At 47.8% G+C, this 15407-nt stretch carries 12 protein-coding genes; 7 read left to right on the top strand and 5 right to left on the bottom strand.

The window, feature by feature from the left end:
- The first annotated feature begins 272 nt into the window (after positions 1 to 272).
- The 4 genes from yieE to AB3G37_RS07620 all read left to right on the top strand — a co-directional run bounded on the left by yieE (position 273) and on the right by AB3G37_RS07620 (position 4967).
- On the top strand, positions 273 to 1145 hold the full coding sequence (gene yieE / locus AB3G37_RS07605; RefSeq protein WP_009638547.1) for a DNA-binding transcriptional regulator YeiE: 873 nt from the start codon (positions 273 to 275) through the stop codon (positions 1143 to 1145).
- Positions 1146 to 1339: 194 nt separating this feature from the next.
- A complete protein-coding gene (locus AB3G37_RS07610; RefSeq protein ID WP_369790210.1) occupies positions 1340 to 2821 on the top strand; it encodes an amino acid permease in 1482 nt (493 codons plus the stop codon).
- Between the two features lie 218 nt (positions 2822 to 3039).
- A complete protein-coding gene (locus AB3G37_RS07615; protein ID WP_009638545.1) occupies positions 3040 to 4137 on the top strand; it encodes an iron ABC transporter permease in 1098 nt (365 codons plus the stop codon).
- Positions 4134 to 4967: an ABC transporter ATP-binding protein gene (locus AB3G37_RS07620; protein WP_369790211.1), complete on the top strand. Its 834-nt coding sequence runs from the start codon at positions 4134 to 4136 to the stop codon at positions 4965 to 4967. Before AB3G37_RS07615 ends, AB3G37_RS07620 begins: the two co-directional genes overlap by 4 nt.
- An 86-nt stretch (positions 4968 to 5053) precedes the next feature.
- On the opposite strand, the gene puuD is transcribed toward AB3G37_RS07620, so the two are convergent.
- Positions 5054 to 5863 carry a gamma-glutamyl-gamma-aminobutyrate hydrolase gene (gene puuD, locus AB3G37_RS07625; protein ID WP_369790212.1) on the bottom strand — a complete coding sequence of 270 codons (810 nt, stop codon included), beginning with the start codon at positions 5861 to 5863 and terminating at the stop codon, positions 5054 to 5056.
- Between the two features lie 424 nt (positions 5864 to 6287).
- Here puuD and AB3G37_RS07630 point away from each other — a divergent pair, with 424 nt between their 5' ends.
- Complete coding sequence (locus tag AB3G37_RS07630; RefSeq protein WP_369790913.1) at positions 6288 to 7706, top strand: glutamine synthetase family protein; 1419 nt, start codon at positions 6288 to 6290, stop codon at positions 7704 to 7706.
- A 562-nt stretch (positions 7707 to 8268) separates the two neighbouring features.
- The gene (locus AB3G37_RS07635; protein ID WP_009638539.1) at positions 8269 to 9639 is read left to right on the top strand and encodes an APC family permease; all 1371 of its coding nucleotides are present in this window, start codon (positions 8269 to 8271) and stop codon (positions 9637 to 9639) included.
- Positions 9640 to 9716: 77 nt separating this feature from the next.
- On the opposite strand, the gene sbcB is transcribed toward AB3G37_RS07635, so the two are convergent.
- The 4 genes from sbcB to AB3G37_RS07655 all read right to left on the bottom strand — a co-directional run bounded on the left by sbcB (position 9717) and on the right by AB3G37_RS07655 (position 13741).
- Positions 9717 to 11147 (bottom strand): exodeoxyribonuclease I, encoded by a 1431-nt coding sequence (gene sbcB / locus AB3G37_RS07640; RefSeq protein WP_369790213.1) that lies wholly within the window; start codon positions 11145 to 11147, stop codon positions 9717 to 9719.
- 818 nt (positions 11148 to 11965) lie between these two features.
- Positions 11966 to 12292 carry a hypothetical protein gene (locus AB3G37_RS07645; protein WP_369790214.1) on the bottom strand — a complete coding sequence of 109 codons (327 nt, stop codon included), beginning with the start codon at positions 12290 to 12292 and terminating at the stop codon, positions 11966 to 11968.
- A 16-nt stretch (positions 12293 to 12308) separates the two neighbouring features.
- Entirely contained in the window at positions 12309 to 13205 is an 897-nt protein-coding gene (locus AB3G37_RS07650) for an SMP-30/gluconolactonase/LRE family protein (protein WP_369790215.1), read from the bottom strand.
- Between the two features lie 14 nt (positions 13206 to 13219).
- Positions 13220 to 13741, bottom strand: a complete 522-nt coding sequence (locus AB3G37_RS07655) for a hypothetical protein (protein ID WP_369790216.1) — start codon at positions 13739 to 13741, stop codon at positions 13220 to 13222.
- 165 nt (positions 13742 to 13906) lie between these two features.
- Between AB3G37_RS07655 and AB3G37_RS07660 the strand changes: the two genes are divergently transcribed.
- On the top strand, positions 13907 to 14731 hold the full coding sequence (locus tag AB3G37_RS07660) for a LysR family transcriptional regulator (protein WP_369790217.1): 825 nt from the start codon (positions 13907 to 13909) through the stop codon (positions 14729 to 14731).
- The last annotated feature ends 676 nt before the right edge of the window (positions 14732 to 15407 follow it).

Raw genomic sequence — 15407 nt, forward strand, 5'->3', positions numbered from 1 at the left:
ATCCTGCTTAGATTGCCTGGGAATAAGCATATCCAGCAGGGTTATAAATGTGAAATTGATTGTAATCCTATAACCAATCGAAAAAACTGGTATAGAATAAGCATAACCCGGCGCAGATGGCTAATGCGGATGGAGCTATACTCAATAGTGAGACAAAAAGCGGGAGGAGCGGATTCGGCCAAGGGGCGCAGATAAGACGCTGAGCACTTTTTAATAATGAATCAACAAGTTATAGGCCAGCATTCAGGGCAGGTAACCGATATCGAGACTCTATGCATATTACACTGCGTCAACTGGAAGTTTTCTCCGAGGTGCTCAAAAGTGGGTCAACCACTCAGGCCTCTGTTGTTTTGTCTCTATCGCAATCGGCGGTCAGTGCAGCCTTGGCGGATATAGAAGGGCAGCTGGGAGTAAAACTGTTTGACCGCGTGGGTAAACGTTTGGTGATTAACGAGCACGGACGTCTGTTATACCCTAAGGCCTTGGCTCTGCTTGAGCAGGCCAGCGAAATAGAACGCTTGTTCAGCCATGACAGCGGCTCGCTGAAAATTGGTGCCAGCAGTACCATCGGTAACTATATGTTGCCCGCGATGATAGCCGGTTACCGGCTGGATTTCCCCGATACCCCCCTCGAACTCAATGTGGGTAATACCGACGATGTGATTAATGCCGTGGCCGATTTTCGCGTTGATCTTGGGCTGATTGAAGGTCCGTGTCGTATGCCGGAGCTCATCACCCAGGCTTGGCTTGACGACGAGCTGGTCGTGTTTGCCGCGCCGGATAATCCCCTGGTCGGCAGGCAGGTTACTTTGGCAATGCTCACCGAAGCACCGTGGATCCTGCGCGAGCGTGGCTCAGGCACGCGCGAGGTGCTTGATCACCAGCTGTTATCCCAGCTTGGCGATTTTAATCTGGTCATGGAGCTGGGTAATTCCGAAGCGATTAAACACGCGGTACGCCACGGTATTGGCATCAGCTGTCTTTCACGGCGGGTGATTGCCGAGCAGCTGCTTAGTGGTTCGCTGGTGGAAATCAGGCTTCCATTGCCGCCACTGGTGCGCAAGCTTTACCTGATTCACCATCGCCAAAAACATATCTCTAACGCGCTATCGCGTTTTCTGACCTACTGCAAAGAACTTTCCTGATGGTAAATTCATTATTTTTCATTATGCAGAAGCGTCTTTGCGCGCCGCTGCATCGTGAAAGGTATTGGGTCTCCTAATAATCCACAGTCGATTATGAAGCATTCTTATGTCCTCGTGTTCCTGCTACTCAGCACGGCGGTTTTTGTTACAATCCGCGGCTAAAATTACTCACGACGAGCAGAAATAGGGCAAAGATGGCTCAAAAGCATACAAAAAATCAGCAGGTGGCTGCGACGCCTACACTGCGACGAGAGCTGAAAGCGCGTCACTTAACCATGATTGCCATTGGTGGCTCTATCGGAACCGGCCTGTTTGTGGCTTCTGGTGCAACCGTTTCTCAGGCAGGCCCGGGTGGGGCACTGCTTTCCTACGCAATAATTGGTTTGATGGTTTACTTCCTGATGACCAGCCTCGGCGAATTGGCCGCTTACATGCCGGTTGCCGGTTCTTTCTCCACTTACGGTGCGAAATATGTTGAAGAGGGCTTTGGCTTCGCGCTGGGTTGGAACTATTGGTACAACTGGGCGGTGACCATTGCCGTTGAGCTGGTTGCCTCGCAGCTGGTGATGAATTACTGGTTCCCGCACACTCCCGGCTGGATCTGGAGCGCGCTGTTCTTGGGGATTATCTTCCTGCTGAATTACATTTCTGTTCGCGGTTTTGGCGAAGCAGAATACTGGTTCTCGCTGATTAAAGTGTTGACCGTTATTGTCTTTATCGTCGTTGGCGTATTGATGATTTTCGGCATCATGAAGGGTGGCGAACACGCTGGTTGGCAAAACTGGACCATCGGCGATGCGCCGTTTGCCGGAGGATTTGCCTCGATGATTGGCGTGGCGATGATAGCCGGATTCTCATTCCAGGGAACCGAGCTTATCGGCGTTGCGGCGGGCGAATCAGAAGATCCGGGCAAGAATATTCCACGCGCGGTGCGTCAGGTGTTTTGGCGTATTCTGCTGTTCTATGTGCTGGCAATTCTGGTCATCAGCCTGATCATTCCTTATACCGATCCAAGCCTGCTGCGTAACGACGTCAAAGATATCGGCGTAAGTCCGTTTACGCTGGTATTCCGCAATGCTGGCCTGCTGTCGGCGGCGGCGGTAATGAATGCGGTGATTCTCACTGCGGTGCTGTCAGCCGGTAACTCCGGGATGTATGCCTCAACCCGCATGCTATACAACCTTGCTACCGAAGGCAAAGCACCGCGCATGTTCGCCAAACTGTCGAAAGGCGGTGTGCCGCGTAATGCGCTGTATGCCACCACGGTAATTGCGGCGCTGTGCTTCTTCAGTTCGATGTACGGCAACCAGTCCGTATATATGTGGTTGTTGAATACTTCGGGTATGACCGGATTTATTGCCTGGCTGGGTATTGCGATTAGCCACTACCGATTCCGTCGTGGCTATGTGGCGCAAGGGCGTGACCTCGACGTGCTGCCCTATAAATCGAGCCTGTTCCCGCTGGGGCCAATCTTTGCCTTCATACTGTGTATGATCATCACGTTGGGTCAGAACTATCAGGCATTCCTGGCTGATAAAATCGACTGGTACGGCGTGGCGGCAACCTACATCGGTATTCCACTGTTCCTGATTATCTGGTTTGGTTACAAACTGACCCAAGGCACCAAGTTCATCAAGTATCAAGAAATGGAATTTCCTGAAGTAGAAAAGAAATAATCTGTGCTTAACGCTTTCCCCGCGACTGTGCGGGGAAAGAATTTCCTCTTACAACACGCTTTGTTACTCCTTGATTGTCACTTTTACCTTTTTTGGTTAATCCAAACGAGGCGGCTCAGGTTATGCTGGATTGATAATAGTTATCGTTTATATTACTGTTACAGACCTTACTTTGCCTTTTTTAGCCACGCCGTGCCAAGCGAGAAATAAGTGTAATCATGAGTGCTACAACCGATCCCCTTTTCAATTCAGCCAGTCAGCCGAGTGAAGCCGGTGCCGATGGCAGCGTGATGGGCCGTTATAAATCCATCCTGCGCCGTCGCCTTTCAATGATGCTGGTGCTGGTCATCGCGATTTTTGCTTCTCTGGTGCTTGATTTCGTCATGGGTCCTGCCGGTTTATCGCTGGATACACTGTGGCAAACGATTTTCCATGCTCAGGCTGCCGATGCCGGAACCCGCGTCATCGTCTGGGATATCCGCATGCCGTATGCATTGATGGCGGTGGTAGTGGGAATGTCGCTGGGACTTGCCGGTGCCGAAATGCAGACAATCCTCAATAACCCGTTGGCTAGCCCATTTACCCTTGGCGTGTCTTCTGCCGCCGCGTTTGGTGCCGCGCTGGCTATCGTGCTGAATATTGGTATTCCGGGAATTCCCGATCAGTGGTTTATCTCGGCGAACGCCTTTATCTTTGCGCTACTCGCGGCGCTGATGCTGGACGGCATCACCCGCTGGACGCAGGTTGCCAGTTCCGGCGTGGTGCTGTTTGGTATCGCACTGGTGTTTACCTTCAATGCGCTGGTCTCGCTGATGCAGTTTATTGCCTCCGAAGACACATTGCAGGGGCTGGTTTTCTGGACCATGGGCAGCCTGGCGCGTGCGAGCTGGGTTAAACTCGCGGTGATGGCCGCGGCTTTTGTTATCCTGCTGCCACTGTCGATGAAAAGTTCCTGGAAACTCACCGCGCTACGTTTGGGTGAGGATCGTGCAGTAAGTTTTGGTATTGACGTGCGTCGCCTGCGTCTTGGCACACTGCTGCGCATTAGCATTTTGTCTGCACTGGCGGTGGCGTTTGTCGGGCCTATCGGCTTTATCGGATTGGTTGCACCGCACATTGCACGCATGATGTTTGGCGAAGATCACCGTTTCTATTTGCCTGCCAGCGCGTTGATTGGCGCTCTGGTGCTGTCTTTGGCTTCGGTCGCCTCTAAAAATCTGGTGCCCGGCGTGATAATTCCAGTCGGCATCGTGACTTCTCTGGTAGGCGTGCCGTTTTTCCTGAGCATTATTTTGCGCCATAGGGGAACAGTATGAGCCTAACGCTGGCAAAACAGGCGGTTAACGTGCTCAGCGGCACGCAGGGATTACAAATTCGTGATTTTACCGCCGGATATCCCAAGCGGGCGGTGATCCGCGACTTGCAGGTGCCTAAACTGCCGCGTGGAGAGATAACCGTACTGCTTGGACCCAACGGCAGCGGTAAATCTACTTTGCTACGCGCGCTGGCGGGTTTGAACAAGGCGCAGGGCGAGATTATTCTCGACGGTCACGACCTGATGAAAATGCCCTTCGCCAAACGTGCCGAGCAGGTAGTTTATTTGCCACAGTCGCTGCCTGCGGGCGTGCATCTACACGTGTTGGAGTCGATTATCGTCGCCCAGCGCGCGTCTGGTGGGCAGGCCCATCAGGCACAAACTACCGACAAGGTGATGGAACTGCTGCGGCTGCTGGGAATTGAGCATTTGGCGTTGCGCTATCTAGATCAACTCTCCGGTGGCCAAAAACAGCTGGTGGGATTGGCACAGTCACTGATCCGCCAACCTTCACTCCTGTTGCTCGACGAACCCTTAAGCGCGCTGGATCTTAACTATCAGTTTCACGTTATGGACCTGGTGCGCCGCGAAACTCGTAAGCGAAATATCATTACCGTTGTGGTGGTGCATGATATCAATATCGCGCTGCGTCACGGCGATAACGTATTGATGCTGAAAGACGGTCAGCTAATTGCCGACGGTAAACCGGAAGAGGTAATTACAGCAGAAAGCCTGGCCAGGGTTTACGGCGTAAAAGGGCGTATCGAGCGCTGTTCGCAGGGAACTCCGCAGATTCTGATCGATGGTCTGGTTAATACGCCAACTATCTAACGGAAAACGTAATGTAAAAAGCCGTCCCGATAAAATCGCAGACGGCTTTTTCTATTTTCTGCCCTGCAAAATCGCAAGGCAGCACGTTATTCCTGCAATAAATCATGGCGGATTCGACAAGCGCTGATAAACGCATCGAACAGCTGCTTTGAGACAGGATCCGTCAGGCTGTGCCACTCTGGGTGCCACTGTACGCCGAGCGCAAAAGGGTGATTGCGCACGCTTACCGCCTCGACCAGATTATCCGGCGCGACCGCTTCAACTGTCAGCACCGAGCTTAAGCGCCTTGCCCCCTGACCATGCAAGGAATTCACCTCAAAGCGTTGATATTCTGGCAGTAACTCCGCTAAAAGGCCACCCGGCTGGATCTCGACCGGATGCACTAAATCATACTGATTGTCATGCGGCAGGGCAGTATCTTCGCGGTGATCCATATAACCTGGCTGCTCGTGGACCTTGCGATAAAGCGTGCCGCCCGTAGCGACAACCAGTTCCTGCATACCCCGACAGGCGGCAAACAGCGGGATGCCTTTTTCAAGCGTCGCTTTAATCAGCGCGATGCTGAGCTTGTCCCGCCCCGGATCGGCCAGTTCCTCAACGCCTTCTTCGCCATACTGTTGTGGCTCGACATTGCTCGGGCTGCCAGTGAGAAAGATGCCATCGAGGCGAGCGAGGATACTGTCGATAGCGCCTTCGCGGGAAGCCAGTTCATGAGGCAGGGCAATGGGCAGGCCATTGGCGTGAAAAATGGCTTCGAGATACTTTTCGTGCACAGTTAACGCAGGATTTTCATCGATAATGTTTTCGCACATCACTACGCCGATGACCGGGCGATAGTCGGAAGGCTCGTGATCCTGGGATTGAATAAGTTCTAAAGTGGAAGATTTATTGTCCATTTTACCGCCTCGTTGAGTGATTAAAATGATGACAGCCCTCCCATTGTTCTGCGTACGTCCAACAAAAGTGACTTCGCGTGCCAATGTTCAAAGTTTTTTAATTAAGCAGATCTACCAATCTAACAGCCTGTTGATGCTTTTTCAAACTGCGGCGCTAATCGTGAGTTTAAGCGCCAATGCCAATATTTCGCGCGAAGGTTTTTTAAAACCAATGTTTCGGAAACTTCTGCATAGTCTATATTTATAGAGTATTTACACTTATATCAGCAGATTTCACCTTATTTTTATCAACTATCTGGCACTTTAATTTACGGGAATAACGCAATTGAACAGAGCAAATTAACGTTGGCGCGCCTTACCATGAGGGTAATGCGGTAGACGTCATCCAAAGGATAACGGCGGAAATTTTATGCAAGCAATTGATCTGATAACTAATAACATCGAAGTTGACAGCTTCGCTATCCCGGGCGAAGAAGAGCGAAGTAGCGCGTTCCAGGATGAAATTACTCATTACCTGGAACGTCACCCACTGACCCAGCATGTTGATGTCCTTCTTACAGATTTAAACGGCAGTTTTCGCGGTAAACGCATCCCACTTTCAGCCCTGCGTAAAATTGAAAAAGGCTGCTATTTCCCCGCCTCCGTCTTCGCCATGGATATTTTAGGCAACGTGGTTGAAGAGGCCGGACTTGGGCAGGAATTAGGCGAGCCAGACAGAATTTGCCTCCCCGTTCCCGGCACGCTGACCCCTTCAGCCAACGATCCTGAAAATATCGGTCAACTGTTGCTGACCATGCTTGACGAAGATGGCACTCCCTTTGACGTTGAACCTCGCAATGTGCTGAACCATATCTGGCAGACATTGCGCCAGCGGGGCCTGTTCCCGGTGATAGCGGTAGAGTTGGAGTTTTATCTGCTCGATAGGCAGCGTGATGCCGATGGCGCGCTTCAGCCGCCTTGTACACCAGGTACGCAAGAGCGAAATGTACAGAATCAGGTTTATTCTCTCGACAATCTCGACCATTTCTCTGACGTACTCAGCGACATTGACCGACTGGCTCATCTGCAGGGTTTACCGGCTGATGGCGCAGTGGCGGAATCCTCGCCAGGTCAATTCGAGATCAATTTGCATCACACAGAAAATATTCTTGGCGCCTGCGATCATGCGCTGACGCTGAAAAGACTGGTTCGCCTGGTGGCTGAAAATCACCAGATGGACGCCACATTTATGGCCAAGCCTTATGACGATTATGCCGGTAGCGGCATGCACATTCACGTCAGCATGCTTGATGACAACGGCAAAAATCTGTTTTCCAATGAGCAGGGTGAAGATTCCGCATTGATGAAAAGAGCGCTGGCGGGAATGATTGCCATGATGCCGGCATCAATGGCGATACTGGCACCGAACATCAACGCTTACCGTCGCTTCCAGCCGGGAATGTATGTTCCGACTCAGGCGTCATGGGGCCACAACAACCGTACCGTTGCGCTGCGCGTTCCGTGCAGCGATGCGAAGAATCATCGCGTGGAATACCGCGTTGCAGGCGCTGATGCCAACCCTTATCTGGTGGTCGCTACCGTGTTGGCCGGGGTATTGTTTGGCCTTGATAACATTCTGCCGCTGCCTGAGCCGGTCACCGGTAATGGTCTGGAGCAGGAAGGGATCCCGTTACCCATTCGCCAAAGTGATGCGCTTTATGAGTTTGAGCAACAAACCGAGTTGAAAAAATATCTCGGTGAACGTTTTAGCCACGTCTACCACAGCTGTAAATCTGACGAACTATTACAGTTCGAGCGCCGAGTGACTGAAACCGAGATCGACTGGATGCTGAGAAATGCCTGATTTTTTCCTGAGGAATTTCTTAAACGGTCACTGGGAGACCTGAATAAGATCCGAGTAAACCTGAGTAAAGTCTGATAAAGGGCTTAACGCGGCGTCGGGAGTGGCATTGAGTGAGTCACGAGATGTTTTACTAAAAGAAATTTGTAACTTTAGCCCGCGAAATCTTGTCATCGGGCGCTAAATTAGTGCAAAATAGCGCTCATGCAAAATAACCGACGCCTAAACGCGCCGGTTATTTTTTTTGCATGGTTTTTCAAACTAATTCAACAGAGGCCGGACCCAGATCCGGATAGATAACCAGATTTCGTGTGCGATCCCAAATAAATAACGATCGCCACTATGAGGAATAGTAAGATGGGGCAATTTTTCAAACCTGTACCAATACCTTCCGGTGTTGCTTCCTGCCGCGTGCCACAGCCGGCCGCCTTTGCGTCTGTTTTCTTCGACGTGAAGATTAATCCCCCATTTTACTCAATGAGTCGTCTCGAACGAAGTTTTCCCAGTACCTTGCTGAATTCGGCCTTAGCACGCCAGAACTTTGCAGGTCAGGGGAGGCTCGCCCATGTCGCTTAATGATACCGCTACAATAGCCGCTGCACCGCGCGTCAAGCTTCGTCGGACCCTGACTTTGGTTCAGGTGGTGATGATGGGTCTCGCCTATCTGCAGCCCATGACTATCTTCGATACCTTTGGCATCGTGACCAGCATGACTGACGGTCATGTGGCTACGGCGTATCTTTTTGCCTTGATTGCGGTCCTGTTCACTGCGGTGAGCTACGGCAAGCTGGTCAAACGTTTCCCGTCAGCGGGATCGGCCTATACTTACGCGCAAAAGGCTATTAGCCCGCACGTCGGCTTTATGGTGGGTTGGTCATCGTTGCTGGACTACCTGTTCATGCCGATGATTAACATCCTGCTGGCAAAAATCTATCTTGAAGCTATTTTCCCCGGCTTCCCTTCATGGATCTGGGTGGTTGCGCTGGTGGGGCTGATGACGGCATTTAACCTGCGTGGCATCAAGCTGGTTGCCAATATCAACAGCTTTGTTGTAGTGATTCAGGTTGCTATCATGGCGCTTATCGTGGCGTTGCTGATTTACGGCGTCTATCACGCCCAGGGCACTGCTGCTCTGGTCAGCTCTAAACCGTTCTGGTCTGAAAATGCCCATACTGTGCCAATGATTACTGGTGCAACTATCCTGTGCTTCTCATTCCTTGGTTTTGACGGTATCAGCTCGATGTCTGAAGAAACGCCGAATGCGGATAAAGTCATTCCGCGCGCTATTTTCCTGACTGCACTCATTGGCGGCGTCATCTTCGTGGTGGTGTCTTACTTCCTGCAGCTGTATTTCCCGGACATTTCGCGCTTCCACGATCCGGACGCTTCGCAGCCTGAAATCATGTTGTTTGTGGGCGGCAAAGCGTTCCAGTTCGTTATCCTGTGCTTCTCCTGTGTGACCGTTTTGGCCTCAGGCATGGCGGCACATGCGGGTGTTTCACGCCTGCTTTACGTGATGGGGCGCGATGGCGTATTCCCGGAAAAAATCTTTGGATTCGTTCACCCGCAATGGCGTACTCCGGCATTTAACGTGATTCTGGTCGGCGTGGTTGCGCTTTCAGCCATCAGCTTTGACCTGGTTACCGCCACCGCGCTGATTAACTTTGGTGCGCTGGTGGCGTTTACCTTCGTTAACCTTTCGGTGATTTCACAGTTTTATATTCGTGAAAAACGTAACCGCACTATCAGCGATCACATTCATTATCTGATCCTGCCAGTGATTGGCGCGTTGACCGTGGGTGCGCTTTGGTTGAACCTCGAAGCCAGCTCGATGACGCTGGGTCTGGTGTGGGCGGCCATCGGCCTGTCTTACCTGGCCTTTATCACTCGTCGTTTCCGCCAACCGCCGCCGCAGATGAGCGAAGAAATCATCTAATCCACAGTCAGTTAATGCAAAGACTAAAAAGGACCTGAAAAGGTCCTTTTTTATGCTCAAAATTCAGGGTGAATTATTTAGCCGACCAGTTTCTTGCCATAGTCGAACAGCGCTTTCAGCAGGGCGGTTTTCTCGGCATCTTCTTCATGCAAATTATAAAGTGCTTCCAGCTGCAAGACATAATCCTGAACTTTCTCCGGACTTAACGCTTCCTGACGATGTGTTAGCCAACGGCGCTGCTCGGCATCAGTCAGCGTGAGCGGATAGTTGCGGGCGCGGAAGCGAAATAGCAGCTCCTCAAGGCGTGAATCCTGGAATTTCAGGTCCAGAGCAGGCAGGTTTTCAGGAGCGGTTTGCTGGATGATTCTCATTGTTGCTCGATCCGCATCGCCAAAGAAACCGTTATAAAGCTGGGCATCGACGTCTTCAGACGGCGTATAAGGCTCTGCCTCGGCAAACAGCGCCACCACTTTTTCGCGCACCTGAGAATTCTGACGTAGCAATTGTAAGTTTTGCAGACAGCGTTCGCGATCAATATCCAGACGCAGCGCATTTTCAGGCAGCAATGTCTTGGCTGGTGCTAAAACTGGACACTTGTTGATGTGCAAAAGCTTGATGGGCAGAGGAGACTGGCCAGGCAGAAGATCTTCACGGCGGCTGTAAAGTCTTTCGCGCATCTGATCGGAATCCAGTTCCAGCAGCGGAGCCAGGTCACCGGCTAAATCACAGACGATAACCGCATTCTTGTTCTCAGGATGCCAGGCCATGGGTGCAACCCAGCTGGTATTGCCGCGAGCGGCACCAAACATGCCAGAAACGTGGACCAGGGGCGCCATGGTCGGGATGTCGATTAGGGCATTGATTTTATGCTTGCTACGATGTTCAAGCAGATAATCGAACAAGCGCGGCTGGGCTTGTTTCACCAATTTGGCCATGGCAATGGTGGCGTAAACGTCTGACATCGCGTCGTGGGCATTTTCATGCTCTACGCCGTTGGCCTTGGTTAAATGTTCCAGGCGGAAACTAGGGAAACCCTCGTCATTTTCCGGCCAGTTAATACCGTCCGGGCGCAGGGCGTAACAGGCGCGCATCACGTCCAGCAAATCCCAGCGAGAGTTGCCGTTTTGCCAGCTGTAGGCATAAGGATCGTAGAAGTTTCGATAGAAAATATTGCGGCTGACTTCGTCATCAAAACGAATATTGTTATAACCCACGATGCAGGTGCCCGGTACGCTGAATGCCTCGTGGATTTGGGCTGCGAATTCTGCCTCGCTCAACCCTCTGGACAGTGCGAGCTGTGGGGTAATGCCGGTAATCATCACGGCTTCGGGCTGAGGCAGATAGTCATCGCAAGGGCGGCAGTAAATGACCAGAGGCTCTTCAATAATGTTGAAATCAGCGTCAGTGCGCACGCCAGCAAACTGCGCAGGACGGTCCAGCGCCGGATGAGTGCCGAAAGTCTCGTAATCGTGAAAATAAAATGTTGGCTGAACGCTTTTGTCTTGCATTGCGGGTTAGGGCCTTAATCTGATTTAAATTGTCTTGTAAAACAGGTCTTTAAAATCTTAACTTGTTGGGGCATGCATCAGCAAGTCTGATAAATAACGAGAGAAACCATGCCGGTCTGAGGGTACTTGACTACATAATCAAAATTAACGCGAGTACAACATTTCAGACCGCAATGGCTAAGGTGATAAGGATATCACTTTTGAGCATGACGACCTTCCAATTTTGTTTTTACAAGGAGGGTAAGGAGTGCTGAATAGCTCTTGGTAAGTCTACAGAGAATAAATGACAAACGCTTGAACCGAGTTATTATATTCTTTTGGCAGGTACTCGCTTGGCGGGGTAAATAATACTGGAAAAAACCTGCCAGACCCAACTAATTAAATATTGGCAAACTTAAGCCCCTCGGCAACATTTTCTTTTAAAAATGCAGCCGGAGCATGGTGCTGTAGTTGTCGCATTGAATAGTTCAAGTAATTATTTAGGTGGCGCTGTCGGCACAATATGTGGAGGATTATTGATTTCTCATAGAGTCCATATAAGTAATTTTATCTTTTATGATTATATTCCCTGCGCCCGTCATTGAGTTTATTCTTTGCATCTTCCAGGAATAGGAACAGGAGCAGTAAATTTATAGTCACTTATCACGCAGATTTCCGTTGAATGACTCTTATAAAGGGATTGCCTGTTGGATTCTCTGGGCGTGAGACACCCATTTTAAAAATATTAGTGCTTTCAACTCAAAAGAATAATTAATAAAAAATCTGGTTATAAATTCAATATTCATAACCAGAAAATTTATCCGTACTATAATTGAGTTTTAAAAATCTTTGGTGGGTTCAATGCTTCCTTCCATTACAAAGAAACTTCCATCCATCATAGTATAAAAAGCATGTGAATTCTTGTGTTCAAAATTATCGCAATGAACTACAGTTGATTTATCTGCTTCCTGCCAAGATATTAGGAAGTTTCCATCTGAGAGGGATTTCCATTTAAAAGGAACATCCATTTTTGTTCCTTTGAGATCACCATTCAAAAATTCTATATATACAGTCTTGCCATCTTCTGAGTATGAGTTGATAACCTGCAGAGATTCTGCAAGGTTTAAAGTAAAGCTTTTTCCAGCATATGGGAACGTGGTTGTCATGATATTGCCTTAATTGTTATTGGTGGGATGTGTTTACATAAACTGCGTAAAGGGATGTTGCGCCTGTAATATAAAGTCTGTTGCGCTGAGGTCCTCCAAAACATAAGTTAGATACGCATTCTGGGATAATAATTTTTCCCATAAGAATACCATTAACGTTATAGACTGCTACGCCATCAGCACAAGATGTAAAAATATTGCCTTGTTTATCGACTCTGAATCCGTCAAATACTCCGTTATCACAAGTTGCAAACAAACGGGCATCATCTAAAGATGTGCCGCTGTTTGACACATTATATGCTGTGATTGTTGCCGGGTGATCCTTGGCATGAGTTACGCCACTGTCAGAGACATACAAGGTTTTTTCATCCGGCGAAAAGGCTAGGCCGTTAGGTTGCAACAGACTTTTAATAACCAACTCTGTACTTTGAGTTTCTGGGTCATAGCGATAAACGCCATGCATGTTGAGTTCAGCATTTTGCCTTTTCCCCAGATAATCAGTATCAATGCCATATGTTGGATCAGAGAACCAAACTGAACCGTCACTTTTGACAATGACATCATTAGGTGAGTTAAGTCTTTTACCCTGATAACTGTCGGTCAATAATTCCCAATGGCCATCATGACCTAAACGGCTGATTCGGCGGCCACTGTGTTCACAGGCTATTACTCGGCCCGACAAATCAAGGCAGTGACCATTCTGATGACCGATATTATTCTCAAATACACAGGTATGACCATCAACTTCCGAGAAGGTTAAAATTCTGTTATTTGGAATATCAGACCATAATAATATTTTCGATGATGGAATATACACAGGGCCTTCAAGCCAACGGCCGCCAGTCCATAGTGTTTCTACTTTAGCTTCTGAGAATATAATATTGTTAAAGCTATCGTGGATTACCTTATACATATTCAATGCCTGTGTTATTTTAAAAATTCTCCGCCAGCCATGCAGCGAGTATCAGTGATATTTTTCGGTAATGAATCAACCTGAATAACCATGACTCTTGCAGGTGCGTTACCTACAGACCCTGATAAGTGTCCTATCTTGCCTTCTTTTTCGACCGCTTTGATGTCATAGCCAAAAGATATTTCACCCGGACCATATACAACTTTATTTTTATCCATTGACTCTATATACCATTTGCCAGTCAAAGGAATAACCCATTGCGGCTTAGGACTTTTATGCCATGTGCCTGACCAATGAGTGGGCATAATATTAAGCACGTATCGGATTGTTTTCATATCATCAGTAGAAACCCATTCAGGATTTCCTTTAACACTAAATTCTTGAAGAGCTAAGCTGTCAAGTTTACACTGAGATTGATGTGAAACACCTTGTGCATCGGTCCATAGGCTCCAGTATTTAATTTGGCTGCCCGAAACCTGACTGGCAGATGCTATAAATGGAGCAAAAAAAAGCGCTGCAATTAATAAACTCTTCATGAGTTACCCCTCTTCTATTTGGAAGGCAATATTTGCATATCAGATGACAAAGCAGGTAGTTTTGATTAGTATTTACTAAATGGAAAAAAATTCCGCAATTCGTTTTGGGGCACCACTGTGAGACTTAACCAAGAATTTATGATTTTCACTCGATGCGCGCAAAAAATGAGTTTTATCGATGCTGCTACATCGTTGGGGCTTACTGCTTCAGCTGTGGGCAAGGTCATCACTCGTCTTGAAGAGCACTATGGTGTTAAACTTTTTAATAGAAATACAAGAAGTATGTCTCTTACTGAAGAAGGAGAAATATTTCTTAAACATAGTGTAAATATTCTTTGCGAAATGGAAAGCCTTAAAGAAGTCTATCAAAAAAGAAATAAGGATATATCCGGGACTTTAAAATTGAGTTTTCCTAATGTAGGTTTGGCTTTTTACAAAATAATCTCAGACTTTAATAAAGAATATCCAAAAATAAACCTTGAGGTGATGCTTTCCGATGAACATATCGACCTGATAAATGATGGTTTTGATGCTGTCATCCGCTTTGGCAAAGTATCCGACTCAAGATTAGTTGCCAAGAAAATTGGGGTCACTTACATGGATATTGTTCACTCACCCGCCTATAAAGTCGGCGAGGATGAAAGAAACAATAACATGGTCTTATTATATAAATATCCATCATCAGGTAAAATAGAACGTTGGCCAGAACCCTATCATGCCAAGCTGGTAGACAATAACCCGGATAAATCTCTGGTTGTTAATGCCATTGAGTTAGTGAAAAATCTTTGCGTTAATGGCGATGGCCTGGCTTGCCTCCCTAATCTTATTACCCGAGATTTACTGGCAAAAGGTGAGGTTGTATCGTTATATTCTGACAGAATAAATGCACGTGATGTAAACGTGGTCTGGCCCTATAATAAATCAATACAGCCGAAACTGAGGGCATTTATAGACTTTTTCAGCCGTAATTTTCAGGCATCAAATTCATAGGTTTCTAAAATCCATAAAGCTGGCTTTGATTAAAGAGGATATTACTGGGTTGCTTCAACATGGATAACGGATCTCCGTGAACATACTCTGATCACAACAGATTGTAGGAACTGCCAGTTTTTCACTTTTATGACATAGCACTGATTCCCTTTTACGGGTAATCGATGCTATGTCAGTTAGGCTCTCCTTTAACTTCCCCACGAAGCATAAAATCAAGCATCAACTCAATCTGGACAGAAACTATCGATCTGCCGGTATGAGTAGGAAGCTTCTGCTGTTTAGCTAAACTCTTTCTGCAATTATGCTTGAGGGCATAGTTTTAATTCCTGAACGTATAAAAAATGTTAAAAAAGTTTGATGTTAATTTAAAATTTTCAATTTATTAATGTCACATTAGTAGAATTACCAAAATATCCTGTGGTAACCCAGAGTTGAATACAGCCTCAGACCTGTCACATGCCGTATTGCCGGCACGTTCAATAAAAATAACTTAACAAATTAATGTCTAGACGTTGAGTCTTGTACATCCATGAAAAAAGAGGGGGAGTGAGTAGGTCAAGCAATACGCCACATTTTTATACTGGAAATGCAGTGTTATCTATTAATAAATTCATACAAACAAGAATATATGCTTGCAAAAAGTGATATACAGCAAAGATTTCATTAGATTTCCTAA

This window comes from Rouxiella sp. WC2420 (genome assembly GCF_041200025.1).
Taxonomy (GTDB): Bacteria; Pseudomonadota; Gammaproteobacteria; order Enterobacterales; family Enterobacteriaceae; genus Rouxiella.

What these genes read in the sequence shown, in the direction of transcription:
- yieE (WP_009638547.1), top strand. Translation starts at nt 273, where the DNA reads ATGCATATTACACTGCGTCAACTGGAAGTTTTCTCCGAGGTGCTCAAA.
- AB3G37_RS07610 (WP_369790210.1), top strand. Translation starts at nt 1,340, where the DNA reads ATGGCTCAAAAGCATACAAAAAATCAGCAGGTGGCTGCGACGCCTACA.
- AB3G37_RS07615 (WP_009638545.1), top strand. Translation starts at nt 3,040, where the DNA reads ATGAGTGCTACAACCGATCCCCTTTTCAATTCAGCCAGTCAGCCGAGT.
- AB3G37_RS07620 (WP_369790211.1), top strand. Translation starts at nt 4,134, where the DNA reads ATGAGCCTAACGCTGGCAAAACAGGCGGTTAACGTGCTCAGCGGCACG.
- puuD (WP_369790212.1), bottom strand. Translation starts at nt 5,863, where the DNA reads ATGGACAATAAATCTTCCACTTTAGAACTTATTCAATCCCAGGATCAC.
- AB3G37_RS07635 (WP_009638539.1), top strand. Translation starts at nt 8,269, where the DNA reads ATGTCGCTTAATGATACCGCTACAATAGCCGCTGCACCGCGCGTCAAG.
- sbcB (WP_369790213.1), bottom strand. Translation starts at nt 11,147, where the DNA reads ATGCAAGACAAAAGCGTTCAGCCAACATTTTATTTTCACGATTACGAG.
- AB3G37_RS07645 (WP_369790214.1), bottom strand. Translation starts at nt 12,292, where the DNA reads ATGACAACCACGTTCCCATATGCTGGAAAAAGCTTTACTTTAAACCTT.
- AB3G37_RS07650 (WP_369790215.1), bottom strand. Translation starts at nt 13,205, where the DNA reads ATGTATAAGGTAATCCACGATAGCTTTAACAATATTATATTCTCAGAA.
- AB3G37_RS07655 (WP_369790216.1), bottom strand. Translation starts at nt 13,741, where the DNA reads ATGAAGAGTTTATTAATTGCAGCGCTTTTTTTTGCTCCATTTATAGCA.
- AB3G37_RS07660 (WP_369790217.1), top strand. Translation starts at nt 13,907, where the DNA reads ATGAGTTTTATCGATGCTGCTACATCGTTGGGGCTTACTGCTTCAGCT.